At 35.9% G+C, this 26,246-nt stretch carries 28 protein-coding genes, 3 riboswitches and 1 other annotated feature; of the genes, 4 read left to right on the top strand and 24 right to left on the bottom strand.

The genetic code is table 11. The features are described 5' to 3' along the window. Positions 1-59: 59 nt before the first annotated feature. The 8 genes from NHG49_RS07345 to gltP form a co-directional block, all read right to left on the bottom strand. Positions 60-692 (bottom strand): response regulator, encoded by a 633-nt coding sequence (locus tag NHG49_RS07345; protein WP_000598709.1) that lies wholly within the window; start codon positions 690-692, stop codon positions 60-62. Continuing rightward, the gene (locus NHG49_RS07340) at positions 689-1,744 is read right to left on the bottom strand and encodes a sensor histidine kinase (RefSeq protein ID WP_064476649.1); all 1,056 of its coding nucleotides are present in this window, start codon (positions 1,742-1,744) and stop codon (positions 689-691) included. The genes NHG49_RS07345 and NHG49_RS07340 overlap by 4 nt, the downstream gene beginning before the upstream one ends. Continuing rightward, on the bottom strand, positions 1,744-2,484 hold the full coding sequence (liaF, locus tag NHG49_RS07335; protein WP_064476650.1) for a cell wall-active antibiotics response protein LiaF: 741 nt from the start codon (positions 2,482-2,484) through the stop codon (positions 1,744-1,746). The genes NHG49_RS07340 and liaF overlap by 1 nt, the downstream gene beginning before the upstream one ends. A gap of 106 nt (positions 2,485-2,590) precedes the next feature. Beyond that, entirely contained in the window at positions 2,591-3,253 is a 663-nt protein-coding gene (locus tag NHG49_RS07330) for a PspA/IM30 family protein (protein WP_064476651.1), read from the bottom strand. A 67-nt stretch (positions 3,254-3,320) separates the two neighbouring features. Beyond that, the gene (locus NHG49_RS07325) at positions 3,321-3,677 is read right to left on the bottom strand and encodes a lmo0954 family membrane protein (RefSeq protein WP_064476652.1); all 357 of its coding nucleotides are present in this window, start codon (positions 3,675-3,677) and stop codon (positions 3,321-3,323) included. A 229-nt stretch (positions 3,678-3,906) separates the two neighbouring features. After that, the gene (locus NHG49_RS07320) at positions 3,907-5,223 is read right to left on the bottom strand and encodes a Na+/H+ antiporter NhaC family protein (protein WP_258125643.1); all 1,317 of its coding nucleotides are present in this window, start codon (positions 5,221-5,223) and stop codon (positions 3,907-3,909) included. Positions 5,224-5,317: 94 nt separating this feature from the next. Beyond that, positions 5,318-5,423: riboswitch (SAM riboswitch) on the bottom strand. A 120-nt stretch (positions 5,424-5,543) separates the two neighbouring features. Continuing rightward, complete coding sequence (locus NHG49_RS07315) at positions 5,544-6,062, bottom strand: ribonuclease FAU-1 family protein (RefSeq protein ID WP_098102141.1); 519 nt, start codon at positions 6,060-6,062, stop codon at positions 5,544-5,546. A 66-nt stretch (positions 6,063-6,128) separates the two neighbouring features. Continuing rightward, positions 6,129-7,400 (bottom strand): glutamate/aspartate:proton symporter GltP, encoded by a 1,272-nt coding sequence (gene gltP / locus NHG49_RS07310; protein ID WP_064476654.1) that lies wholly within the window; start codon positions 7,398-7,400, stop codon positions 6,129-6,131. A 493-nt stretch (positions 7,401-7,893) separates the two neighbouring features. Here gltP and NHG49_RS07305 point away from each other — a divergent pair, with 493 nt between their 5' ends. Then, positions 7,894-9,165 (top strand): murein hydrolase activator EnvC family protein, encoded by a 1,272-nt coding sequence (locus NHG49_RS07305; protein WP_064476655.1) that lies wholly within the window; start codon positions 7,894-7,896, stop codon positions 9,163-9,165. 102 nt (positions 9,166-9,267) lie between these two features. Next, positions 9,268-9,429, top strand: a complete 162-nt coding sequence (locus NHG49_RS07300; protein ID WP_001096003.1) for a hypothetical protein — start codon at positions 9,268-9,270, stop codon at positions 9,427-9,429. A gap of 30 nt (positions 9,430-9,459) precedes the next feature. Here the strand turns inward: NHG49_RS07300 and NHG49_RS07295 are convergent, their stop codons facing one another. The 12 genes from NHG49_RS07295 to NHG49_RS07240 all read right to left on the bottom strand — a co-directional run bounded on the left by NHG49_RS07295 (position 9,460) and on the right by NHG49_RS07240 (position 20,467). Next, a complete protein-coding gene (locus tag NHG49_RS07295) occupies positions 9,460-10,815 on the bottom strand; it encodes a sodium-dependent transporter (protein WP_064476656.1) in 1,356 nt (451 codons plus the stop codon). 111 nt (positions 10,816-10,926) lie between these two features. Next, positions 10,927-11,174, bottom strand: a binding site (T-box leader). Between the two features lie 61 nt (positions 11,175-11,235). Then, positions 11,236-11,853, bottom strand: a complete 618-nt coding sequence (locus NHG49_RS07290; protein ID WP_064476657.1) for an NAD(P)-binding protein — start codon at positions 11,851-11,853, stop codon at positions 11,236-11,238. Next, positions 11,828-12,583, bottom strand: coding sequence for a sirohydrochlorin chelatase (locus NHG49_RS07285; RefSeq protein ID WP_000644371.1), 756 nt, complete (start codon positions 12,581-12,583; stop codon positions 11,828-11,830). The genes NHG49_RS07290 and NHG49_RS07285 overlap by 26 nt, the downstream gene beginning before the upstream one ends. A 1-nt stretch (position 12,584) precedes the next feature. Beyond that, on the bottom strand, positions 12,585-13,361 hold the full coding sequence (gene cobA / locus NHG49_RS07280; protein ID WP_000521275.1) for a uroporphyrinogen-III C-methyltransferase: 777 nt from the start codon (positions 13,359-13,361) through the stop codon (positions 12,585-12,587). 85 nt (positions 13,362-13,446) lie between these two features. Continuing rightward, entirely contained in the window at positions 13,447-13,647 is a 201-nt protein-coding gene (locus NHG49_RS07275) for a DUF3906 family protein (RefSeq protein WP_064476658.1), read from the bottom strand. 10 nt (positions 13,648-13,657) lie between these two features. Continuing rightward, positions 13,658-15,280 carry a nitrite/sulfite reductase gene (locus NHG49_RS07270; RefSeq protein WP_258125640.1) on the bottom strand — a complete coding sequence of 541 codons (1,623 nt, stop codon included), beginning with the start codon at positions 15,278-15,280 and terminating at the stop codon, positions 13,658-13,660. An 11-nt stretch (positions 15,281-15,291) separates the two neighbouring features. Then, complete coding sequence (gene cysC, locus NHG49_RS07265; protein WP_048561381.1) at positions 15,292-15,885, bottom strand: adenylyl-sulfate kinase; 594 nt, start codon at positions 15,883-15,885, stop codon at positions 15,292-15,294. Between the two features lie 12 nt (positions 15,886-15,897). Next, positions 15,898-17,034 (bottom strand): sulfate adenylyltransferase, encoded by a 1,137-nt coding sequence (gene sat, locus NHG49_RS07260; protein ID WP_064476660.1) that lies wholly within the window; start codon positions 17,032-17,034, stop codon positions 15,898-15,900. 38 nt (positions 17,035-17,072) lie between these two features. Continuing rightward, positions 17,073-17,777 (bottom strand): phosphoadenylyl-sulfate reductase, encoded by a 705-nt coding sequence (locus tag NHG49_RS07255; RefSeq protein WP_064476661.1) that lies wholly within the window; start codon positions 17,775-17,777, stop codon positions 17,073-17,075. Between the two features lie 86 nt (positions 17,778-17,863). After that, positions 17,864-18,007 (bottom strand): YezD family protein, encoded by a 144-nt coding sequence (locus NHG49_RS07250; RefSeq protein ID WP_000116163.1) that lies wholly within the window; start codon positions 18,005-18,007, stop codon positions 17,864-17,866. Between the two features lie 72 nt (positions 18,008-18,079). After that, positions 18,080-18,188, bottom strand: a riboswitch (SAM riboswitch). 117 nt (positions 18,189-18,305) lie between these two features. Then, on the bottom strand, positions 18,306-19,622 hold the full coding sequence (gene lysA, locus NHG49_RS07245) for a diaminopimelate decarboxylase (protein WP_064476662.1): 1,317 nt from the start codon (positions 19,620-19,622) through the stop codon (positions 18,306-18,308). A gap of 178 nt (positions 19,623-19,800) precedes the next feature. Beyond that, positions 19,801-19,982, bottom strand: a riboswitch (Lysine riboswitch). An 89-nt stretch (positions 19,983-20,071) separates the two neighbouring features. After that, positions 20,072-20,467 carry a DUF3888 domain-containing protein gene (locus tag NHG49_RS07240; protein WP_001228833.1) on the bottom strand — a complete coding sequence of 132 codons (396 nt, stop codon included), beginning with the start codon at positions 20,465-20,467 and terminating at the stop codon, positions 20,072-20,074. A gap of 253 nt (positions 20,468-20,720) precedes the next feature. Here NHG49_RS07240 and NHG49_RS07235 point away from each other — a divergent pair, with 253 nt between their 5' ends. Then, positions 20,721-22,607, top strand: coding sequence for an LTA synthase family protein (locus NHG49_RS07235; RefSeq protein ID WP_064476663.1), 1,887 nt, complete (start codon positions 20,721-20,723; stop codon positions 22,605-22,607). Between the two features lie 182 nt (positions 22,608-22,789). Then, positions 22,790-23,491: a CDP-diacylglycerol--serine O-phosphatidyltransferase gene (gene pssA / locus NHG49_RS07230; protein ID WP_000285422.1), complete on the top strand. Its 702-nt coding sequence runs from the start codon at positions 22,790-22,792 to the stop codon at positions 23,489-23,491. Between the two features lie 29 nt (positions 23,492-23,520). Here pssA and NHG49_RS07225 read toward each other — a convergent pair whose 3' ends face one another. The 4 genes from NHG49_RS07225 to hisI form a co-directional block, all read right to left on the bottom strand. Next, positions 23,521-24,492 carry an NAD(P)-dependent oxidoreductase gene (locus NHG49_RS07225; RefSeq protein WP_258125639.1) on the bottom strand — a complete coding sequence of 324 codons (972 nt, stop codon included), beginning with the start codon at positions 24,490-24,492 and terminating at the stop codon, positions 23,521-23,523. Positions 24,493-24,639: 147 nt separating this feature from the next. Further along, positions 24,640-24,816 carry a DUF4025 domain-containing protein gene (locus NHG49_RS07220; RefSeq protein WP_088048382.1) on the bottom strand — a complete coding sequence of 59 codons (177 nt, stop codon included), beginning with the start codon at positions 24,814-24,816 and terminating at the stop codon, positions 24,640-24,642. Between the two features lie 67 nt (positions 24,817-24,883). Further along, positions 24,884-25,903, bottom strand: coding sequence for a histidinol phosphate phosphatase domain-containing protein (locus NHG49_RS07215; protein ID WP_154131478.1), 1,020 nt, complete (start codon positions 25,901-25,903; stop codon positions 24,884-24,886). Positions 25,904-25,916: 13 nt separating this feature from the next. After that, positions 25,917-26,240 (bottom strand): phosphoribosyl-ATP pyrophosphatase, encoded by a 324-nt coding sequence (hisI, locus tag NHG49_RS07210; RefSeq protein WP_064476666.1) that lies wholly within the window; start codon positions 26,238-26,240, stop codon positions 25,917-25,919. Positions 26,241-26,246: the final 6 nt, after the last annotated feature.

Below are 26,246 nucleotides of genomic sequence, written 5' to 3'. Positions count from 1 at the left end.
AGATTTGGCGTTAACTAATAATCAGTGGGATAGCCCCCACTGATTAAAGTTTCATTTTATCATTTCGTCAATTGATGTCTAAACGCATAAATAACCGCCTGTGTCCGGTCACTTACATTTAGCTTATTTAAAATATTACTCACATGTGTCTTTACTGTTTTGAGGGCAATAAACAATTCATCTGCAATCTCTTGATTACTTTTCCCCTCTGCAATTAATAACAAAATTTCAGACTCTCTTTCTGTTAACTCCTCATGCAAAGGCTGTTCTTTCTTCTGACGCATACGAGACATCATTTTACCAGTAACTTTTGGCTCTAATACCGTTTCTCCATCATAAGTAGCTCGTACAGCGTCTGCTATATCACTTGCTCTTGATGTTTTTAATAAATAACTTGTCGCTCCAGCCTCAATAACAGGGTACAATTTCTCATCATCTAAAAAGCTCGTTACAACTACAATTTTCGCTTCTGGCCATTCCTGAATAATAGCACGTGTTGCTTCAACCCCATCCATCTCGTCCATGACAAGATCCATCAAAATAATATCTGGTCTTAATTGCAGTGCTAACTCTGAACCTTTTCTTCCATTTTCAGCTTCTCCAACTACTTCTATATCTGGCTGCGTTGATAAATATGCTGATACACCCATTCGAACCATTTCATGATCATCGACAAGTAACACTTTTATCATGATTCTCCCCCTCTCTCAATCATAATCGGTACTTTTACTTCTATTTGTGTCCCTTTAGCCGGGAAACTAAGTACTTTTAATGTCCCACCAATCTCATGAACACGCTCTTGCATTGATCTTAAACCATATGAACCAGCCTTATTCACTCCGACTTCAAATCCAACGCCATCATCAATAATTTTTAGAATTGCATATTGATCAATTTTCCGAAGACGTACTTCCGTTTTCTTCGCTTTCGCATGTCGTAAAGTATTGGATAAAGCTTCTTGCACAATACGAAATAAATGATCTTCTACACCTTTTTTCAATTCTATTGGCTCGATTAGCCATTCAATTTTCATATGTTGCTTTCGCGATAATTCCGTTAATAATTCCTCTATACCTTGTGTCAGTTTCTTACCTTCTAATTGTACAGGCCGTAAATGAAGAAGCAATGCTCTCATTTCTGATTGTGCATTTACAACCATATTTTCAACGAGCTGCAACTGCTTTTTTGTCGTTTCTGGAATTTCAGCTACTTGTTCATTAATAGCCGACATCATCATCGACATTGCAAAAAGCTGCTGACTTACAGAATCATGCAGCTCCCTCGCCAATCGATGCCTTTCTTGGGATATCGCTTCTTGTCTCATCTCTTCATTCCAATGAGCTCGTTCATTCGTTACTTTTTGAAAGAGTCCAGCTTGCTCCTCTAATCGACGAGCAAGACCGATTACTTTTCGTTCTACTTCATGAAATTCATCATCTGCAGTAAACGAAACATCGCTCGGAAAATTCCCTCGCTCCACTTCAAATAGAAAAGTATTTAACCCTTGTATACGCTGCTCTATATAGTAACCGATTGCATATCCTACAATTCCCCCGATAAGTAAACTTGTAGTCATAATAAACAAGCCAATTGGAACAGAAGCGATGGATTCCTTCCATAATAAATCATACACTTGTTGCTCGCTTTTCCATACGTATACAATTGTACAAATGAGTGCGATACTAACAGAAGACAACATAGAATAACGAATATACATCCACGAAATATTTTTTTGTTTCTTCATTATACTTTCCTCACTTCCGTATCGCCTACGACAAGCGAAGAAATAATTTTAATACGACGAGGAGCTTCTTTATACTGCTCTGTTCTAAATGTAACATTGCGGTTAAACCCTGTCTCTTCATGACCTGGCAGGATCACACGTCCAACAATAACAGAATGATTTAAAGACAGTTCAATATCATATGGCACATATAAACGAATATTACCAACGACACCTCGAATAACAATTACCGTCTCCCCTTCTGGGATCATAGCAGTTGTTAAATCTATTTCCACATCACAAGCACCATATTGAACATTAATATCCTCAAGTTCATAAATATGATCCATCATTCGTATATTCCCTACAAACATATTTTTTAAATATGGTTCTGTGCGATATATTTGCTTCTCTTCGTCTATAATCCCTTTTTCTTTAATTTCAACCTTCATTGCTTTTTGCTGATGTCCTTGTTGAATCAGTTGATAACCAACTAAAGCTAAACAAGCAAATACGACAAGAACAAATGCTGCTGATGAAAATAAGAAGAATAGAAATACGATACCACCAACAAATAAAAATACATTTCCCCGTACGTAACGATTCTTCTTACGATAATGCCTTCCAAACATAAGCATAATAAATGCAAAAATGAGACCACCTGGTTCAAAATGTCCAAGTATCATATCAAGAAAAAGACCGAATCCAAATATGATGAGGAGCATCCCCATTAATTGTGTTTTTGAAAAATGCTTCTTCATTTCAGCTCCCCCCTTCTTGTCACATATACATAGAAGAAAAGGCATTGCTTTCCAACACCTTTTCTCCTATCACTATATCATAAGCCTGTTTTATAATATACTACTATTATTTTGTTAACTCTTTCGTTAACGATACATCATTCTTCTCTTTCATTTCACGCTCAAGCTTTGCAATCTTCATATCAAATGTGTCACGTTCATGCTCCTCATTTATACGAGATTCTAAGTCGCGAATATGATCTTCAATTTCTTCAAAGCGTAAGAACGGATTATTTTCATCCATTTTATGCATCGCTGTATTCATACGACGATTTGCATGTGCCATATTTTCACGTGCCATTAATTCCATACGTTTTGCATGCATTTCTTTTAATTTATTTTTCATCTCAGCAAGACGACGCTCTAACTCATCAATTTGATCTACAACACCTGCATACATTTCTTCTAATCGAGTTACTTGCCCTTCATAATACGCTACTTCTTCTAACGCACGCTCATGTAGTTGTAATTCGCCTGCTTCTTGAGCGACGATCGCTTGCTTTGATCTTTTATTAACGAAATAACGTGCTTGCTCAAGCTCACGAGCGAAATTAGATTTTAATGTTTTGTGGCGCTCAATTAACTTCTCAATTTTTATTATTTCACGCTCACTATCGCGTAAATATTGGTTTAACATCGCGATTGGATTCTTTCTTTCTTTCTCATCTAACACATTATGAAAATCTGCTAAAATTGCATCGCGTACACGTCCGAATAAAGATTGTTTCATTATAATCTTCCTCTCTTCTACTTTATCAATTTGATTTGGTTTTTATTAATTTTTTATTAGTTTTTTATTAGTTTTTCATTAACTTGTTCCACTCATCTTCAAAGTTGCTATATGGTTTAGAACTTTCTGGTGCAGAATCAACAACTACATTTTTTTCTTTTTTCCACTCACGGTATCCGTAGTATAAAACTACTAATGCTGCGATACCGATTAATGCTGGGGAGTGCGAAAGTGCGATGGACAAGCCGATCAAACCTACAATACCCCAAGCTAACTTTCCAAAAAATGATTGTGCTCGCACAAATGATTTATAGCTCCAGTACACAACTCCTGCTCCGATTGCGAATCCTACAATACCAGCAAGACTACCAAGAGCAATTAAAGCCAAAATAGCGGCCGCGATAAACGCTAGAAATTGTTTCATCTTGTGCTTGCCTCCCTTCGATTTGATACTCTTATCTTAACTATTTTTTCACTTTTCCATAACGAGCTTAAGAACCGTTTTCGACTCAGACTTAAGACTGAGTTGCATTCAGCCTTTTGTAAAAATATGCGGTAGGATAGGATGATTCACTCTTTTATTGCACATAAAAAGCCGTACAGAGAACATTCTCTGTACGGCTTTCGTTACGATTCATAAACTTCATTTTAAATTATGCTGTTTTGTGATACTCTTTCTTTCCCGCTACTTTAGAAAACCTCGGGAAACCAATTAATATAGAAATGATTCCACATACTCCAACTAAGATTGGATAAAACGCATATGGTAACAATTCAATCGGAGATAACGCCGCAAATCCTGCTGCCGTTAACATTTGCGCACCATACGGAATTAATCCTTGCACACAGCATGAGAAAAGATCTAATACACTCGCTGATTTACGAGGGTCAATTTCATATTGATCTGCAATGTTTTTCGCAAGCGGACCTGTAAAGATAATAGAAATCGTATTATTCGCTGTACACATATTCGTCAGACTCACTAAGCCAGCAATACCGAACTCTGCTCCTTTTTTCGAACGAATGTTACGCGTTAAAAGATTCATTAAATATTGAATGCCACCGTTATATTGAATCAGTTCGACCATACCACCAATTAAAATAGCAAGTAATACTAACTCCATCATACCGCCCATTCCAGACGTTACACTTTTAAAGAAACTCTCTAACGTGTAACTTCCATCTAAAAGACCGATAACGCCAGATAGTACAGTTCCACCAGTTAACACAATAAGTACATTCCAACCAAGCAATGCTGTAATAAGTACTCCTGCATACGGTAAAATCTTTATCCAGTCAAAGCTATGCGCTTTAATCTGCGTATCGCTTCCTAAAGTAATGATTACTAATAGTACAATTGTAATAATAGCCGCTGGTAATACAATTAAAAAGTTCGTTTTAAACTTATCTTTCATTTCTGTTCCTTGCGAACGTACAGCTGCGATTGTTGTATCTGAAATAAATGATAAATTATCACCAAACATCGCTCCGCCAACAACGGTAGCCATCGTAAGTGCAATTGAGATATCAGTTTGCCCACTAATACCTACAGCAATCGGTGCTAATGCAGCAATCGTTCCCATTGAAGTTCCCATCGCTAATGAAATAAATGCCCCTATAACAAAAATTCCAGCTACGATAAACCCTTGCGGTAAAATTGATAACGCTAGGTTAACTGTAGAATCAACGCCGCCCATCCCTTTTGCCGTTTCAGAAAATGCTCCTGCAAGCACAAAAATTTGAACCATAATCATAATATCTGGGTTCCCTGCACCTTTAGCAAATCGTTCTACTTTTACATTAAAGCTTTCTTTACGATTCATTGCTAAAGCGACCCCTACAGCAATTGAAATTGCTACAAGTATCGGCAATTTATAGAAATCACCTGTAATAATTCCAGAACCAATAAATAGCGCCAAAAATATCCCAAGCGGTAATAAAGCCAAACCATTTCCTCTCGTTTCTTTCAAAGTACCATCTCTCCCTAGTTTCAACCTTTTTCTAATGAATAACAAAAGACCTCTTCCAATGAGAAGAGGTCTTATACATCTATAAGAAACACTCTTCTCATCTTTCAAGCACATGCTTGCTGGATTTGGCACAGCACTCTGAAATCGAGTCCGCTGCCGAGGCATCGTAGGGCCAGTCCCTCCGCCTCTCTTTATAAGAAGGTTTCATATTTATTTTTTAATAATAATTTCTTCCCTAACTTTACTCGCTTACAAAACAAAAGTCAATTATTTTTTGTATAGATTTTTTTGGTAATTATGCAAAAATTTGAATACAACAATCATTTTAACTTTTTGATTTCTTCTTCCAATATTGAAATCCAATAATATTCATTATTTTTTATTGCATCTATTATCCATTTCGTAGTGTACCAAGCTAACTCATACTCTTCTTTTGTAACATCGCCACTTTTATAAGCATCCTCTAGCTCATCTTCATCCAATATATACATTTTACCGTTCGGTAATAACACTACATCTAAATATAAATCATCAAAATACGGTAAACCACGGTCGTCAATTTTATATTCTTTCGCCACATCGATATAATATTGCACTAATTTTTTCTGATCATCTAACATAGCTGTAATCGCAAAGTTTTTCCCGTCTATGAAATATTGAATCCACGTATATTGATTCCCTGCGATACAAAGTTCTTTACCATCATATTCTTTACAACTAGGTTCTCTTACCTTTTTTATTTCTAATATTCCTAGCATTCCTTCTTCTACTTGCTTAACCGTATAATTCTTCTCTATTAGTCGCTTCCACGAAGAACCGTCACCATATTTACGTTTCATTACGTCCGCTCCCCTTCTATATAGAAAAGCCCCCACATATTATGTGAGAGCTTGTTCAAATTATAATTAAGCTGCTTGCTTATTAGAAATTTCTTTCAAGTAGGCTTGTCCTTTTTCAGCGTCATACTGACCTTCCCACTTAGACATAACTACAGCTGCTAAAGAGTTACCTACAACGTTAACTGCTGTACGAGCCATATCTAAAATACGGTCAATACCAGCGATGAATGCTAAACCTTCAGGTGGAATACCTACTGTACCAAGTGTCGCTAATAATACAACGAATGATACGCCCGGTACGCCTGCGATACCTTTTGATGTTACCATCAATACAAGTAATAATGTAATTTGTTGTGTAATAGATAAATCAATACCGTACATTTGCGCTAAGAAAATAGCCGCAATTGCTTGATATAAAGTTGATCCATCTAAGTTAAATGAATAACCTGTCGGAATAACGAAAGATGTAATTGCTTTCGGACAACCGAACTTCTCCATTTTCTCCATGATTTTCGGTAAAACTGTTTCTGAACTAGCTGTAGAATATGCTAAAATCAGCTCGTCTTTTAAAATCTTAAAGAATTGGAAAATGTTAATTCCAAATATTTTCGCTGTAAGTCCTAATACGACTACAACGAAGAAAATCATTGCTCCGTATACTACAATTAATAATTTCCCTAATGGAATTAATGAAGCGAGACCAAATGTAGAAACTGTAACTCCAATTAGCGCAAACACACCAAATGGTGCAAATTTCATAACCTGGTTCGTTACGTAAAACATTGCATCAGCTACACCTTGGAAAAATTGAAGAACCGGTCTTCCTCTTTCACCAATTGCTGCTACACCTAAACCAAATAGTACAGAGAAGAAGATAATAGCAAGCATATCTCCGTCAGCTAATGACTTCATAATGTTCGTTGGAACAATATTTACAAATGTATCTGCAAATGAATGACTTTGCACTTGCTCTGTCGTATGTGTATATTTCGAAATATCTGTCTTTGTTAACTGCTCCATATTTACGCCTTTTCCAGGTTGGAAAATATTCGCAATCAATAGACCGACAATAATTGCAATTGTTGTAATAATTTCAAAATAAAGAATTGTTTTTCCGCCTAGTCGACCTAATTTTTTAACATCGCCAACACCAGCAACCCCAACAACAATACTTGCTACAACAATCGGTACAACGATCATTTTAATTAATCGGATGAAAATATCACCAATTGGTTGTAAGTAACTCACCACTGCCGGATTGCCAAAGAAAATCGCCCCAACTGCAATACCAAGCGCAAGTCCTATTAATATTTGCCATGCAAGTCCTATTCTTTTCATATTTGTTGTAACCCCCTCTTCGATGTGTCACTCTATCTCTCATTCTATCTCTATAAAACTCGAAATTAAGAGTATTACATATTATTCGACAATTCACTACATTTTGTCCCTGTTAAAAATCATAAATCAAAATTTAAAATCTGACAACAAAATAACTTTGCCCGAATGCAAATAATTTTCTTGACAAAAACAAAACCCATGTCAGAAAACCTCACATGAGAACGATTCCTTATCAGTGTTTCATTGGATTCCTGTCTACTATTTTACTATATAAAACAAATATATTTTTCCTTTATTTTACAACAAAATTCAAAAAATACATCCTTGTTGAACGAATAAAAAAGCGCATCCAACATGACAATTATCATTAAAAAATGATAATTTCCGACAAAACTTAGCAATTTTATAAAATTTTCTTTACATTATGGTTACAACGATAGACACTCTTCTTCTTATGATATATAACATTCATAGGGAAAGGAGCCAGACAACTATGAAAAAGAAATTTGCGGCGTTTAGTGTTTTAGCAGTAGGAACGATTTTTGTTTCTCCACTACTTTCACCCGTATACGCTGAAACGAATCAAGATAAATTATCTAATATTCAATCTGAATTAGAAGGAAAACAAAATGACTTACAAAATAAATCAGCTGAGAAAGAACAAATAGAAAAAGAAATTCAAGAATTACAAAAGAAAATTGACGACTTAACTACTTCTATTAATAAAAACGAAGCTGAATTAAACGATACAAAAAAAGAAATTAACAAAACACAACAAGTAATTACTGAAAAAAAGAAACATATAGAGCAATTACAAACAAACATAGATACGCGTCAGGAAGTTATTAAGCAACGTTTACAATCTATGCAAGAAAAACCTCGTACAAATATCATTACAGAGGTAATAACAACTTCTACAAACATTGCTGATCTTGTTGATAATATGTACTCTGTAAGTTTAATTTTAAACAACGATACTGATATTGTGAAAAAACAAACAACTGATCAAAATGCTGTGACGAAAGAAAAAGAGGCTGTTGAGAAAAAAGAGCAACAACTAAAAGACGCTGAACAGAAATTAGTTCAAAAACAACAAGAGTTGCAAACGAATCAACAACAACAGCAAACATTTATTAGCGATCTACATACGAAAGTAGCAAAAGTAGATTCAGAGATTGAAGGGTTAGAAGAATCCAAAGGTATTCTAGAAAATCAGCGTCAAGCTGTTCAAAAAGCAATTGAAGAAGAAAAGCGTGCCGAAGAGGCTCGTAAAGCTGAGGAAGCTCGCAAGGCAGAAGAAGCTCGTAAACAAGCTACTACATCTGCTCAAACAGCTCAAGCAGCTCCAACACCACACGATACAAATATTGGCGGATTTATTAAGCCAGCAGCTGGATCAAAAACTTCTGGCTTTGGTGTGCGCTCTATAGATAACCATAAAGGAATCGATATCGCAGCTTCAGGAACCGTTCCAATTATTGCCGCCGCTGACGGCGTTGTTATCCGCTCGGAATTATCATCTAGTTACGGAAACGTTGTGTATTTATCTCACCGTATAAACGGAAAAACATATACGACAGTATATGCTCATATGAGTAGCCGTTCTGTATCAAATGGACAAACCGTAAAACAAGGCACTCAACTTGGATTTATGGGGAACACTGGCCAATCATACGGACAACATTTACACTTCGAACTTCACCTTGGAGAATGGAATGTCGGCAAGACAAATGCAGTTGATCCATCTCCTTATATCGGATTATAGAAAAAAACTCGGTGCACACCGAGTTTTTTCTATACCCTTCACACAATATAGGCATTCCACATAGACTACAACTAAACGCCTATATTTTACGGGGTGAATCATGTGAATACACAATTACAACAAAAAATAGAAGAGGCTAGAGAAACTTACATCGGCCGGCTATTTACATTTGGCGGCTCAGCATTATTTTTAATCGGATCATTTATCGCAGTCGTCACAGCCTATAAAGCATATAATCGTTTATTAAATACACCTACAACATAATAAAAAGACGGAGAAATCTCCGTCTTTTTATTATGCAAACATTTTAAATACGCCTATCGCATTTAAAAATACAATAATTACAGTTACTGGAATAACATAACGAAGCAAGAAGAACCAAATATTAAATAATGTTTTACCTTTCGTTTCCGTAACTTCTAATTCTTTCATTAACATCTCTTTACTCATTTTATTTGGTACGAATAGCGAAATGGCTAGTACTCCGAGTGGCAGCAATACATTACTTACCGAAAAATCGACGAAATCAAAGAATGTCTTACCAAATATTTTCACATCACTCATAATTCCAAACGATAATGCTGACGGGATTCCAACTGCAAAAATAAGAATACCAATTAATAATGATGCTGACGGACGCTTTTTCTCATTATCTTTCGCAACAGATGCTACTACAATCTCAAGCATGGAAATAGCAGATGTTAACGTTGCAAAGAAGAATAAAACTAAAAACATAATGAAGAAAAATTGTCCAAATGGTATTTTCGCAAATACTGCCGGAAGGACGATAAACAGTAGTCCTGGTCCTTCAGTCGGCTTAACGCCTAATGCGAAAATCGCCGGGAAAATTGCTAATCCTGCAAGTACTGTAACAAAAACCGTTAAACTTACAATAGATGTTGCTGATTTAGCTAAATGTTCTTCTTTCTTCAAGTACGAACTATACGTGACCATTACTGAGGCACCTACTGTTAGTGAGAAGAACGATTGTCCCATCGCGTATAAAATCGTATCTGCTGTCAGCTTTGAAAAATCTGGTTTCAAGAAGAACTCTACCCCAGCAAAAGCACCATCAAGTGTTAAAGCACGAACTATGATTGCAATAAACAAAATAAATAATAGCGGCATCATATACTTACTTGCCTTTTCTATTCCCTTCTCTACACCTTTACTTACTACAAAAATAGTACAAAGCATAAAGATAAATTGCGCTCCAATCGCACTTACTGGATTTGAAATCGTTTCACCAAATAATTTTCCATAATCAACAACACCATTCCAGAAGCTTCCTGTAACACTATAGTATAAATACAGTAAAATCCATCCACCTACAACACTATAGAAAGAGAGTACACTAAAACAAGTTACAACTCCCATACGACCAATCCAAGGATATACTTTACTATTTGGTACTAGTACTTTATAAGCTGTAACCGCCTCTTTTTGAGTGCTACGTCCAATAACAAACTCCGCTAATAGTAAAGGCATACCTATAAATAAAGTTAATAGTAAAAATACAAGGAAGAATGCGCCTCCCCCACCATTACCTGCAACATATGGAAATTTCCATATGGCACCAAGACCTACTGCGGCTCCGGCTGCTGCGAGTACAAAGCCTATTTTCGACGTCCATTGCTGTGTTTCTTTCATCATAAATTCTCCTTTTCTGAATATTTAAACTTTTATTAATTATACACTTTCATTTCATACTCGCACACCTCCTTTAGAAAATAAAAAAGTCCCCTACACGCAAATATGCATGTAGAGGACGATATATGTAATGTAAATACCGTGGTACCACCTCAATTGGATTGATAAATCCCACTTGTTCAAGTACAGGAAAACTCCGATACTCTATCCTTTTAACGGCGGAACCCGGGTTGCCTACTACAATGTTCAACATACCTCTCGCAAGCCCATTCTGTATATTTTATCGTACCGGGCTCCCACCTTACCCCAGCTCTCTGAACGTATCAAATATACATACTCTTCTTGCTCATCGATTTCATTTATTGAAGTTACTTGTGATTATAAATTATATTTTTATAGTTGTAAAGTACAATTTATTCATTATCCTATATGAACTCTTCTCTCTAATTCTTGTAAAAACAATTTTCTTTTTTGTTCATTTTGAACATATATCGACTTTAATACTTCTTGCAACAATGTATTTCTCTCTCTTTTCTCTATTTGTAATTCTTTCACTTTTATTCTAACTTCGTATAAAAAATCAAGATACGATTCATACGCCTCATCATATTTATTTGCGAGATCATCACGGATTTTTTTTGCCAATTTCGGACTTGCTCCTCCAGTAGAAACAGCCACATTCAGTAATCCACGATGAATCGCCGCCGGAAAATGAACATTGCCACTTTCCGGGTTCGTAATAACATTTACTAATTGATTTTCTGTGCTATCTTCAGCAATTTGTTCATTTAATACGGCATCACTACTCGCTGCAACAACTAAAAAAGCACCTTGAATATCACTTTTTTCATACTCCCTTTGATACCAACGAATTTGCTTTTCTTCCACTAGTTTCACTAAATTCGCATCCAATTCAGGACTTATCACAATTATATCCGCACCTTGTTTTAGTAAAGGAATAATTTTAAATCCCGCGACTTTTCCTCCACCAATGACAACAACACGTTTCTTCTCAACTCGCACTGTAAGTGGATACATATTGATCTCCCTTCAATAATTTCTTCGTTTTCTGAATTAACATATATTGAAACGCTTCATTTTTTCCTAAATACGGACTTATTTTTATCTCATCCGACTCATATTGGCGCACTTCTTTTTCAATATGTTTCATAAGTAAACCTGTAAATAATAAGTAAGGCAATACAACGATATTCTTTTCTTTTCGTTCAACAACTTCCTTTAACTTCTCCTCAAATTTTGGCTCGGCAGCCGCTAAATAACAAACCTCTACTTTTTTAATTTTCTCTTCATGTTGAAATAAAGAAGCGATCCAGTTTATATCTCTTAATACGTCAGGATCACTACTCCCTCTTGCAACGAGAAGTAGCGTTACTTCATCCTTATCTTCCTGTTCAATGCCACTTCCGCTATACACCGATTTAACAAGTGTTTCTGATACACCAAACGGGTTACCGTAGGTCACTTTAACATTCGAAAATTGATTATTTAACTTTTCCAATTCAAACGGTATATCTTTTTTCACATGACCTGCCGCTAATAAAAAAACTGGAATAACAATAATCTCTGTAGCACCACGCTTCACACATGTACGGAACCCTTCATCAATCGTTGGACTCGCTAACTCTAAAAAACAAACTTCTTGAATACTTGCCTCTACACGGTTCATGCATGACGTAATAAATGCAACCGCTTCTTCTTTAGCTGCTTTCAAACGACTTCCATGACATATATATAAGATGGCTTTCATTTTATAACACTCCGCTTACTTGATACGTACTTTCTGTCTGTTTCTCAAACCAATGGATTTTTTCTCTAAAACGGACCACTTCTCCAATTACAATCATGCTCGGATTTTGAATTTGTTCTTTTTTCGCAACATCTACAATTGTTCCTAACGTCCCAACAACTGTGCGCTGCATTGATGTCGTTCCCCGCTCAATAATAGCCGCAGATGTACTTTTGTCTTTTCCATGCTTCATCAGTTGTTCACATATGTAGGGTAAATTGCTAACCCCCATATATACAGCTAAAGTCTCTACACCTTTCGCTAAATGTTCCCACTTCACTTCTTCTTCAACACCTTCTTTCCTATGCCCTGTCACAATAGCAAAACTTGCACTTGCATCACGATGTGTCACTGGAATGCCAGCATAAGCAGGAGCAGCTATTCCAGCTGAAATACCAGGAACGATTTCAAATGGTACACCTTGCTTTGCTAACGCTTCAGCTTCTTCGCCTCCTCTACCAAATACAAATGGATCGCCGCCCTTAAGCCTCGTTACAACTTTTCCCTTTTTCGCATATTTAATAAGAAACGTGTTAATCGTCTCTTGCTTCATCGTGTGATAATTTGGTAGTTTTCCGCAATAAATTAAATCTGCTTCAGGCTTTGCGTATGAAAGTAACTCTTTATTCACGAGACGGTCGTATAAAATAACGTCTGCCTTCTCAATACATTTCAACCCTTTCACAGTAATTAAATCTGGATCACCAGGACCTGCACCAACGATATAAACCTTCCCCATCATCTCTCCTCATTTCTACTATTAAAGTGAAACTTCCATCCTTATATACGAATGGAAGTTTTCATTATTTCCTATTACCTGTTCCCTACTCATGAATAACAAATGCCGCACCTTTTCGAATCTTCTTTTTTTCAAATAGAGAAATCTCCTTTACTTCTGGCAGCGGTAAAAAATGCTTTTCAAGCTCCATCTCCGCGAGCTTAAACGCCTGTTCTTCACTTTGAGCAACAACAACAATCGGAACAATACTATTTACTAACATAGCTTCAAATCGATATAAATCCATATTGTCCCTCCTAAGACGCTATTACTTCTTCTAACACGGTATTTAACACTCTTTGTATTGTCTCTATACCAACACGACCGACAAAATCATAAAACGTTTCGGCTGGTAATTTATTCTCTTTGAAATAACTTATAAATGATGCAAGTACTTCAGGTAGGTCCTCACCATCTATTTTTCCTTTTAGCTTTTGATTGTAAGCCCCTCCATCTAACAACGTTCCACCTACATATATTTCAAATGCTTCAACAATTCCTTTTTCCTTCGTTTTCATTTTCACCCCTTGTAATCCAATGTCAGCAATTTGACGTTGACCACATGAATTCGGGCATCCTACCATATGAATACGAACTGGAACATCGAGTGCAATTTGTGTATCTAAGTATTCGGCAATTTTTCGCAATCTTTCTTTCGTTTCTACTAAAGCAAGATTGCAATATTCAATACCAGTGCAGGAAACCGCATGACCAATAAATGATTTCGGGCTTGCTGATATTGCTTCAAACAACGGCTCATTCAGTAAACCCGTTACATTTTCTGGCGGAACATTCGGAATAATGAAATTTTGAGAGTTGCATGTACGAATCTGTCCATTTCCATACCGCTTAGCAATTTTTGCAATCTCAAACATTTCTTTTGCATGTAAACGTCCTACCGGCACATTAAAACCTACATATTTAAGTCCATCTTGTTTTTGATCTTGAACACCATAAAAGTATCCAGCATTCCAACCTTTGAGAGCACTTTCTCCTTTACTTTGCAATGGTCCTGTATACTCTATTAGTTTCTCTTTAAATTTCTCTGCTCCCCAGTCTGCAACTAGAAATTTCAAACGGGCTAAATGACGTTTTTCACGGTATCCAAAATCACGGAATATCGTCGCAATCGCAATCGCTACCGTCTTCACTTCTTCTGGTAAAACGAATACATCTAATTCATCAGCTAAATATGGACGAGCTGATAATCCACCACCTACTTTTATATGAAAACCAACTTTTTTCTCACCATCTATTTCTTTCGTAGCAGGTGTAAATGCAACACAGTTAATCTCTGCGTTTGCTGAATTATAAATGTTAGAACTAATAGACATTTTAAATTTACGTGGTAAGTTAGAAAACTCCTCATTATGTTGGAAATAGTCATATACCTCTTTCACAATACCAGTTGTATCAAACAGTTCATTTGCATCAATGCCAGCAAGTGGATTCCCTGTAATATTACGCGTTATATCACCACACGCCCCTGCTGAAGATAACCCAACTCTTGCCAATCTTTTAAAAATATCTGGAATTTGATGAATTTCTAACCAGTGAAACTGAATCGCCTGTCTTGTCGTAATATCTATTACGTCACGTCCATAATCCTCAGCGATAGAAGCAAGCACCTCTGCCTGTGTATTCGTAATAATCCCTGAAGGAATATTTACACGCATCATAAAATAACCAGCTTCTTTCGGTCTTTGTAAATATAACCCTGCCCATTTGAATGCGTCCCACTCTTCTTTCGGAATAGATTCGAAGCCATTCTCTGCATAGTAAGGAATATCATTAAAGATTTCCAATCCATCTTTTTTTAATTTATTTTTCTCAGTCTGATTTAATTTTTCATTGCTAGCCCATACTTTTTCATAACTCATTTTTTATCCCCCTATATAAAACTACGCTCTTGTAAGTACTTCACGATTTGTTCTGCACATTCTTCAATAGAATACTTGTGCGTTTCTACAATTAATTCCGCTTTCTCCGGTTCCTCATACGGTGAATCAACACCAGTAAATTCTTTAATATCACCTTGTCTTGCTTTTTTATAAAGCCCTTTCGGATCACGCTTTTCACACTCTTCAATTGGACATTTTACAAACACTTCTATAAACTCATCTGCTGCTAATAAATCTCTTACTTGTTTTCGGTCTACTCGAAACGGTGAAATAAACGCTGTAAGAACAACAGTGCCTTGATCTACGAATAGCTTCGCCACTTCGCCAATCCTTCTTATATTTTCCATACGATCACTTTCAGAAAAACCTAAGTCTTTATTTAAACCGTGGCGTACATTATCCCCATCTAGTACATAGTTTCCAATATTCTTTTCAAATAGTTTACGAGCAACCGCGTTCGCCACCGTAGATTTACCTGAAGCTGATAGACCAGTAAACCAAACTACAAAACTATGATGCCCATTTCTTACTCTTCTCTCATCTTTTGAAACAGATGCTGTATGCCAAGTAATATTCGTGTCCATGTCATTCTCTCCCTATTCTGTTACTACTTCTTTTTTCAAACCTTTAATTAGCACTTCCACTACTTCTTTACGACTAAATGTACTTGGCGGAACCTCACCGTTTCGTAATAGTTCTCTTACTTTCGTACCCGATAAAATAACATGATCTTCTTTGCCGTGCGGGCATGTTTTCGTCGAAGCCATCGCTTCACATTTCGTGCAGTAAAAACTATGTTCAAAAAATAACGGTGTAATTCCTAACTCTTCCACTGTAAAGTTTGTAAAAATTTCTTGTGCTTCATACGTACCGTAATAATCTCCTACCCCTGCATGATCGCGTCCTACAATAAAGTGAGTACATCCAAAATTCTTTCTAACTAATGCATGGAATATTGCTTCCCTCGGTCCTGCGTAACGCATTGCTGCAGGAAATACCCCTAAAAAGACACGCTCTTTCGGATAATAGTTTTGAAGTAATACTTCATAGCTTTCCATCCTTACATCAGCAGGAATATCGTCCGACTTCGTTTCCCCAACTAAAGGGTTTAAAAAGAGACCATCTACAATTTCAAGAGCAGATTTTTGAATATACTCATGAGCACGATGTACCGGGTTTCTCGTTTGAAATCCGACTACTGTTTTCCAACCACGTTTTTTAAATTCTTCTCTCGTTTCAATTGGATCTAAATGATAAGAAGGAAACGGATTATTTTCAAAGCGTTTTGTAAGAATAATAGCTCCACCGACATAAACGTTCGGTCGCTCATATAACTTCTTCACTCCTGGATGAGCCTCATCCGTCGTTTTATATACAAGTAACGCTTCTTTTTCTTTATCTGGTACAAAAATATCTTCTATTTGAATGACACCATATATATTTCCATCACTGACAAGCTTTACTTCCTCTCCAATTTTTAGACTCTCTGCTACTTCTTCTGTTACCGGTAATGTAATGGGGATACTCCAAACGCTCCCATTAGCTAAACGAATCGTTTCTACGACCGAATCGTAATCTTTCTTTCCTAAAAAACCTGTAAGTGGGCTATATCCCCCTGTCGCTAATAGCTCTAAATCACTTAATGCAATGTTGTCTAGTTGAATTTCTTTTTTAATTTGTGATACGTCATATGTCTCGTCTATTCGATTTATTAATTCGTTTCTTGTACTCATTTTCAGTACCCTCTCTTAGCTTTATTTTCAAATTCATCTTATTGGTAATGAAGACCACATTCTGTTTTCACTTTCCCGGCCCATCTACCATCTCTCGAATTGCCACCCTCTCCTACAGGTAACGTACATTTCTCACACCCAATACTTGGATATCCAACATCATGCAGCGGGTTATACGGCAAGCTATGTTTGTATACATATCGCCACACTTCTTTCCACGTCCAATGAATGAGTGGACAAACTTTAATAGATTGAAAGCGATGATCTTGATTTATAAACTTTGTATGCTTACGTGTTTCTGATTGTTCCCTCCTTAAGCCCGAAATCCACGCTTTTTCCGCTGCTAATGATTTTTCTAACGGTAAAATTTTTCTAATTTTACAACAAAGGTTCGGATTACTTTCCCATAATTTCTCACCATGTAACTTCGCTTGTTCATCAAGCGTAAGTTCCGGCTGTTTTTCTATAATATTTAATGAAGGAAATCGTTCCCGCACTTTTTGAATTAATTCATACGTTTCTCGAAAATGAACATTTGTATCTAAAAATACAACTTTAGCAGATGGATTTACTTGGTTTATAAGATGCAGTAATACCATCCCTTCCACTCCGAAGCTACATGCGTATACAATTTCACTTTTATATTCTTTATAAGCCCAACTTAATACTGATAGCGCGCCTTTCGTTTCATCTTCTTCTGAAAATGAAACATTATTTTCTTCCCACGTTTCATACGTCAACATGTTCTTTCCCCCTGTAAAAGCAAAAAGACGGTTTTAACCTAATATAATAGGTTAAAACCGCCTCTAGTTTTTCTAGTCAGCGCTTTTTACTTTAAACGTACCTTTTCACTTTTCTCTAATTGAATGACTTTCCCATCTTGCACAACAATTGTAATTGAACCATATTTCATATCAGCAAGCATCGCTTGAATTTTCTCAGATACTTCCTCAAAATGTTCCCGTACACTCACGCGAACAGCCCCCCTTTTTATTCATAAAAAAAATCTTTCCCATTTCGAAAAGACTGTTCGGTAATATATTTTACCTTATCTTTCAAAATGGATTCCATTTTGCTGGATTTAGCACCTTGCTTTCTATAAGCAGGTTGCCGAGCTTCGTCGGGCCAGTTCCCTCCGCTTCTCTTGATAAGCTTTGTATTTGTATTTTATCACAATTCTGATTTTTTTCAATCCTAGTTTTCCGATATATTTTAATTATTTTATTTTATAAAAAAGGAATTGCCCATCCGAACAACTCCTTTTTCCTCATTTAAACAAGTTCTTTAATACGTATGCGATCGTTCCCAATAATATTTTCATATGTTTCGCGCTCTACAACAATTTGTGATGTGCCGCCTTTCGCGAAGACGACAGCTGGTCTACGAATCCGATTATAATTATTCGCCATCGAGTACCCATATGCCCCTGTACAAGAAATTGCTAGTAAATCGGCAGCAGCAACTTTCGGTAGAGTAATATCCCAAATTAACATATCTCCACTCTCACAGCACTTCCCAGCAATCGAAACAAGTTCCTCATTCTCATCATTCCCTCGATTCGCTAACATCGCTTCATAACGAGCGTTATATAAAGCAGGTCTTAAATTATCAGTCATCCCACCATCCACTGATACATATTTCCGAATACCAGGAATGTCTTTCACAGATCCGACTGTATAAATTGTCGTTCCAGCATCCCCTACAATACTACGGCCTGGTTCAACCCATATTTCTGGAAGCGGATAATTACATACCGTAAATTGTTCCCTCACCGCACTTGTTACAGCTCGCACATATGTCTCAAGAGTTAATGGTGTATCTGACTCTGTGTAGCGTATTCCGAATCCTCCGCCTACATTTAATACTTTTACTACATAGTTCGCGCGCTCTCTCACTTGTTCTAAAAATTGATGAAGAACTTCAATCGCTCGAACAAATCCAGCCGTTTCAAATATTTGTGATCCGATATGTGAATGAATTCCTAACACATTATAATTTGATTTTTGTAAAGCAAACTCAATTGCTTGCATCGCTTGACCATTTGACACGCCAAATCCAAATTTCGAATCATCTTGACCTGTTGTAATATATTCATGTGTGTGCGCCTCTACTCCAGGCGTTACACGGATTAATATGTTCACAAATTTCCCATGTTGCACTGCTAAATCATGCAAAATTTCTAATTCTAAGAAATTATCTACGACAAAACAACCAATATTCGCCTGCAGAGCCATCACGATTTCTTCTTCTGTTTTATTATTGCCGTGAAAATGAATGCGCGATGCTGGAAATCCTGCTTGAAGCGCAGTATATAATTCTCCTCCAGAAACAACATCTAATGACATATTCTCTTCACGAGCTACTCGGCACATCTCCATGCACAAGAACGCCTTGCTTGCATATGCTACTTGATAAGAGAAACCACTTTCTTTAAACGCACGATGAAACGCACGGCACTTTCCTCGAATTGACTCTTCATCGTATACATAAAGTGGTGTTCCGTATTGTTTTGCTAGCTGCGTCGTATCGCACCCTCCAATTTCTAAGTGTCCTTGCCCATTGATTCGGCTTGTGCCGTGTAAATACATTTGAATTCCTCCCTTATTTCCTCTAAAACTCATAACCCCAATCTTCTATTCATTGCAGCACGCTTTTAGATAGACAAAAAACGCGCGGAACAATGTTCACACGCGTTTCTTATTAGGAAAAATATATAGAAAAAATAAACGAGTTGTTATCTCCTCAAAATAAGAAACCGCATCAACATCTCCAAATAGCTCTCCATAAAATAAATATTATGACAGTACTACATTTATTCAATGCAGTCCCAATATATGAATAAGGTGGTTATTCATATATTTCGGCAATAGTCCCTTTCAACCTATGATCACAGATTCCATTAAATCTCCCATAGCTTACTCTTTCCTATCGCGGCCTCTACCTTTGAGAGTAGATGAGGTAAGTCTATTTAATTTTCAAACATCTAATTGTTGCTATTAACAATACCAAAGGACCATTTTATTTGTCAAACAATTTTTTATATTGTTTTTTTACAGTTTAATTTCGTATCATTTGGTAAGCGCTTTACTGAAATCTTTGACACTTCCCATTCGCCTTCTTCATTATTAAATGTAATCGTTACCTTCTCAAATGGTGGAGCAATTTTCCCAGCAACTCGTTCATACTTCGTTACTTCAATACTTGCTTGAAATAAATATGTACCGCTATACACTTTTTTTAAACTAATAATTTTAGGACATTGATAAGGCTTCAAGCTCCCATATTGTTTTTCAATTGCTTTATTTATTTTCGGAAATAAAACAGAATAAAGGGCATCTTCCATAAGAGGTGCATCATATTGGGCTACCGACACACTCGGTGAAGCAAAAAGTATAACACTACTGCATACTATAAAATATAATAATTTTCGCATTATAACCTCCGTATTATTACACGATTCTTCTGCGCACGATAATTATCATACATAGAAACTCCGTTTTATTGTCTCCCACTGCCCTTTTTCTACTCAATTATTATAAAAAAGTCCACAACTCTCTTTTATTTTCGTATAATGATACTCATAGTATAATAAACATAATAACAAAGGACTGTTCGTATATATAAAATGAGGCGCTAATCAAACCGGCTCACAAGAACTGTCATGCTTTTTAGGAGAGGAGTATATTATGCTACAACGTCTGTTTCCAAAACTGCGATTTGCACTCGTTGCAGTCGTTTTATTATGGATAAAAACATATATTGTGTACAAGCTAGCATTTGATATTAAAATTGATAACTTCTTTGAAGAATTTATGCTTTTTATTAATCCACTAGCTGCGTTACTTTTATTTTTCGGTTTTGCTTTACTTGCATCTAAGCACCGAAACCGCATTATAGTTGGAATCAGTTTTATACTGTCCTTTATTTTATTTGGAAATGCAATGTTTTATGGGTTTTATAACGATTTCGTTACGTTCCCAGTTTTATTTCAAACAAATAATATGGCTGATTTAGGGACAAGTATAAAAGAACTCTTTACGTACAAAACATTACTTTTATTTGCAGATGCAATTATTTTAATGTTTCTTTCACGTAAATTCCCAGCATTTTGCGACAAGACGCCACTTTCTCGCTCTGAGAAGCGAACTTTCTTTAGCGGTGTAACAGCTCTATTAGCACTACAAATTGCCGTTTCAGTTATTTATAAGCCGCAAATGTTCTCACGCTCATTTGATCGTCAAACTGTCGTGAAAAATTTAGGCTTATACACATATCATCTATTTGATATTACACTTCAATCTAAATCTTCGGCTGAACGTGTATTTGCAAGTGGTGACGGGTTCTCTGAAATTAAAAACTATACAGACTCAAAAGATAAGCAAGTTGATAAAAACTTATTTGGAGCTGCAAAAGGTAAAAATGTCATTTTGATTTCAATGGAATCTACACAAAGTTTTGTTATTAATAAAAAAATAAATGGAAAAGAAATTACTCCATTTTTAAATGAATTTATTAAAGATAGTTTTTATTTCGATAACTTCTATCATCAAACAGGACAAGGTAAAACTTCTGATGCTGAATTTATCGTTGAAAATTCACTTTATCCGCTAGACCGCGGTTCTGTATTCTTTACTCACGCAACAAATGAATATACAGCTACACCAGAACAATTAAAAAAATACGGATATTCTTCTGCTGTCTTCCATTCGAACGATAAAACGTTTTGGAATCGTGATGTAATGTATCCTGCACTTGGATATGATCGTTACTTTAATTTAAATGATTACGTAGGCACAGAACAAATGTCTGTCGGTTGGGGATTAAAAGATAAAGAGTTCTTTGAACAATCGATTCCAAAGCTAAAATCTTTACCACAACCGTTCTATACAAAGTTTATTACTTTAACAAACCATTTTCCATTTCTTCTAAATCCAGAAGATCAATATGTTGATGAGTTTAATTCGGAAAGTGGTGTTGTAAACCGCTACTTCCCAACCGTTCGTTACACGGATGAAGCTCTGAAATTATTTATTAAACAATTAAAAGAGGAAGGACTGTATGATAATTCCGTTATTGTCATTTATGGAGATCATTACGGTATTTCTGAAAACCATAATGCAGCTATGGCTCAGTTCCTTGGGAAAGACGCTATTACACCGTTTGATTCTATGCAATTACAACGCGTCCCTCTCATTATTCATGTACCTGGTCAAGAAGGAAAAGTCATTTCTAAAGTATCTGGTCAAATTGATATTAAACCAACGCTACTTCATTTACTTGGTGTTAAAACAAATCAATCAGTTGAATTTGGAACTGACCTATTTGTTAAAGAAGAAGATCCACTTATGGTAATGCGTGATGGTAGCTTCGTTTCGGAAAACTATGTTTATACAAAAAACATGTGCTATAAACGAAATACAGGTGAAGAAGCGGACATTTCATTATGTCAACCAAATATTGAAAAAGCAAAAACTGAATTGAAACTCTCCGACAAACTCATTTATGGAGACTTATTACGTTTCGACCCTAACAATCGTTATAAAACCGGAACAATGACCACGAAATTTGAATAGCACCAGAAGCAACTTTTATAAAAGTTGCTTCTTTTTTTACTTATTTTTCAAATCATTCCGCTATGAAATCTTTCACAAATTGGGAATTTTTTTCGTATGAGGAAGAAATTTATGGTATGATAAAATAAGTAAAATTTCATAAACTAATTAAGAATTTATTACAGAAAGCAAGGGATCAGATTTTGTATAGAGCAGCTATTCCAAACTTATTTACGCTCGGAAATTTATATAGTGGATTCTTATCAATCGGCTATGCATCTTTAGGATATTATAAATCAGCTGCTATTTTAGTACTTATCGGGATGATGTTAGATAGTCTTGATGGACGTGTTGCTCGTTTATTACGTGTTGATTCACAAATGGGAAAAGAGCTTGACTCGCTGGCGGATGTCGTAACATTTGGTGCAGCACCTGCTGTTCTCATGTATTACACATCTTTCTCCAATTACGGAATCATCGGACTATACATAGCGGGACTATTCCCTCTTTTCGGAGCATACCGTTTAGCACGATTTAATGTAACACCATCTTCTACTTCAATGAAATATTTCACTGGCGTACCGATTACAGCAGCGGGAGGGCTTGTTGCTTTCTTAACATTATTTTCACATACCATTCCAAAAATCGTTCTTATTACAGTATTTGTAACGTTCGCATTTTTAATGGTGAGCCGCATTCGTATCCCAAGTTTAAAAGATGTACCAATTCCACGATATAGCATCATTATTACACTATTTCTAGTTGGAATCATTATAACAATGTACCAAACAGGGTTCGGTAATTTTTCTGTTTTCTTATTCATTGCTATTCCACTATATATTTTGTATATGCTATCTCAATTTCTCAGACAAAGACCGTCTAAAAGAGCAAATAAAGAAAAATAAGAAACCTTCCGATTCCGGAAGGTTTCTTTTTATTTTGTAACTACTACTTTTTGATTTACAGGTGTTACAGGCTCTTCCCCTTTTAATACGGCTAAAATATTTCTTACTGCCATTTCAGCCATCGCATCACGCGTTTCGAACGTTGCATTTCCTACGTGAGGAGCAAGTACTACATTCTTTAATCCTTTTAGCTCTTCTGAAATTTTCGGTTCAAATTCAAACACATCAAGAGCTGCTCCTTCAATTTCATTCGTTTTTAATGCATGAGCAAGTGCCGCTTCATTCATAATTGGTCCACGTGAAGCATTTACAATATACGCTGTTTTCTTCATCATTTTAAACTGTTCATCATCAATCATATGATGCAATTTCGGATTATAAGCACAATTAATTGTAATAAAGTCTGCTGTTTGTACTAATTCTTCCAATGTTACATATGTTGCTTCCAGTTCACTTTCAGCTTCAGGCTTTCGATTTGGTCCTGTATATAAAACATTCATTCCAAACGCTTTCGCACGCTTTGCAACTGCCTTTCCGATTTCTCCAAGGCCAATAATTCCAATTGTTTTACCGTGTACTTCACGGCCTAAGAAAAATAATGGTGCCCATCCATTAAATCCAGTTGTACGACATAATGTATCGCCTTCAGGAATTCTACGTGCAGCTGCTAAAAGAAGTGCAAATGTTAATTCTGCTGTCGCTTCAGTTGATACTTTCGGTGTATTCGTTACCGCAATCCCTTTTTCTCCGGCATACGAGTAATCAATATTATCGTAACCAGCACCGTAGTTTGCAACAATCTTCAAATTAGGTGCCGCATCAATAACTTCTTTTGTCACCTTTGTAGAAAGTAGGCTTAACAATGCATCTTTATCTTTTACACGATCTGTTAATTCATCTAAAGAAATTAACGCATCTTTATCATACATTTCTACATCATGATCCTTTAATAGTTCTAATCCGATTGCTGGAATTTTCCCTGCTACTAATATTTTTGCCACTACTAACACCTCTTCTATAAAAAATAAGATATCTCTTATCTTTCATTGTAAGAAATCCACCTATAAAAACCAAGGAATTTGATCATAGTTTTGAAAATCGACATTTTTTCCCCATAAGAAAAGAGGAGATCCATCTCTCCCCTTTTCTTACGCTTTCTCTTGCGATTCTTGTCCAAGCTTTGCATCGATCGTTCCCTCTGCAACTGTATCGCTAATTTGTTCCTCAATAACTGATTGAGATGTAGCATTCGTTTCAGAAGTATAAGCTTGTTGCTGTGCACCTTGTACATCTTGTACATTTTGTTTATTTTGTTGTTTCGCCATTTCTTACCCTCCTTCTTATTCTTTCTTATTTTGAACAAAAAAGGTGGTTTTCATCAAAAAATCGTGATCATTTTGAAATTGTTACTTCTTTTTCCAGTAATCTCATCGTTCTTACTCGTTTCGTAAATGTAGCTATGTGAGAAATATCATGATTACGTAACGTCTTTATATTCTCTGCCACATATTTTCCTAAATCATTCGGATAATGAGCATCTGAGGAGAGAGTAACTGGAACGCCATACTTAGCTAATACTTGTAAATATAGCGGACTTGGACACATTTCGCGTACAGGATAGCGATAGTACAATCCTGCATTTATTTCCGTTGCCGTATTTGTTTCTACTAACGCACGCGCAATTTCCTTATAATATGAAAGTTGTTCATTTTCATCTAACCGATAATTAAATACTTTTATGTTATCAAGATGAGCTATAATATCAAATAAATTAGAGCGAACTGTACACTCAACCGTTTTGAAAAACGTATCATATAAAGCATATAAGTCATGTTCTTTAAAATATTCTTTCGTATCTGGATTATCAAATCCCCAGCCATTTAAAAAATGAACAGAACCAATTACATAATCAAAATCTCCTAATGCGAGTAAAGATTGTAATTCTTGTTCACCACCAATAAAATAATCCGCTTCAATTCCAAGTTTTAGCATCACGCCTCGTTTACTCCATCGTTCTTTCGCCTCTTCAATTGTCTTTGTAAAATCATGCAGTGACGCTACCCTTACTTGACCTAACCATTCCTTCTGTAAACGACCAAGCCCTGAATCACTTATATCGACATATCTTTCATAGTATTCTTTCGCTTCATAAAAACGGTATAAATGATCGACAATACCAACTTCTTTTATACCTTTTCGCAAAGCTTCTTCTAAATATAAATCAATCCATTTCGTTGTAAATGGCCCTTCTTTCACACGTCTTTGCAGGTGTTCTTGTGTTTTCACAAGCCATTCCATAGAATGTTTTTCTTCTTTAAGCGGTTCATAATGTTGCAATGCTTCATTTATTTTAGCTAGCCATCCTATTGAATATGGCCCTTCTTCTAAATGAATGTGATAATCCACCTTCATCTACATTTCCCCCTTATAATGTATCTATTTCACTTCTGTCCCCTACTCGCGAAAGCTTCCCATTTCTTTCTGTCACTTCCTCCATAACATCTTCTAATGATATATTTTTTTCAGCTAATAAAACAAAGCAGTGATACAATACATCAACCATTTCTTTCACTAATTCTTTTTTGTCATTATTTTTAGATGCGATAATTACTTCCGTGCATTCTTCACCAATTTTCTTTAAAATTTTATCTTCTCCTTTTGAAAATAAATAATTTGTATACGATTCAGGAAGTGGATTTCCCTTTCGTTCTTCAATTGTTTCAAATAGTAATTTAAAGGCATTTTCCATATGTAT

The sequence above is a fragment of the Bacillus sp. IBL03825 genome, assembly GCF_024712505.1.
Taxonomy (GTDB): Bacteria; Bacillota; Bacilli; order Bacillales; family Bacillaceae_G; genus Bacillus_A; species Bacillus_A wiedmannii.
Note: the sequence above shows the minus strand (reverse complement) of the source record. Positions and strands in the feature narration are given on the sequence as shown.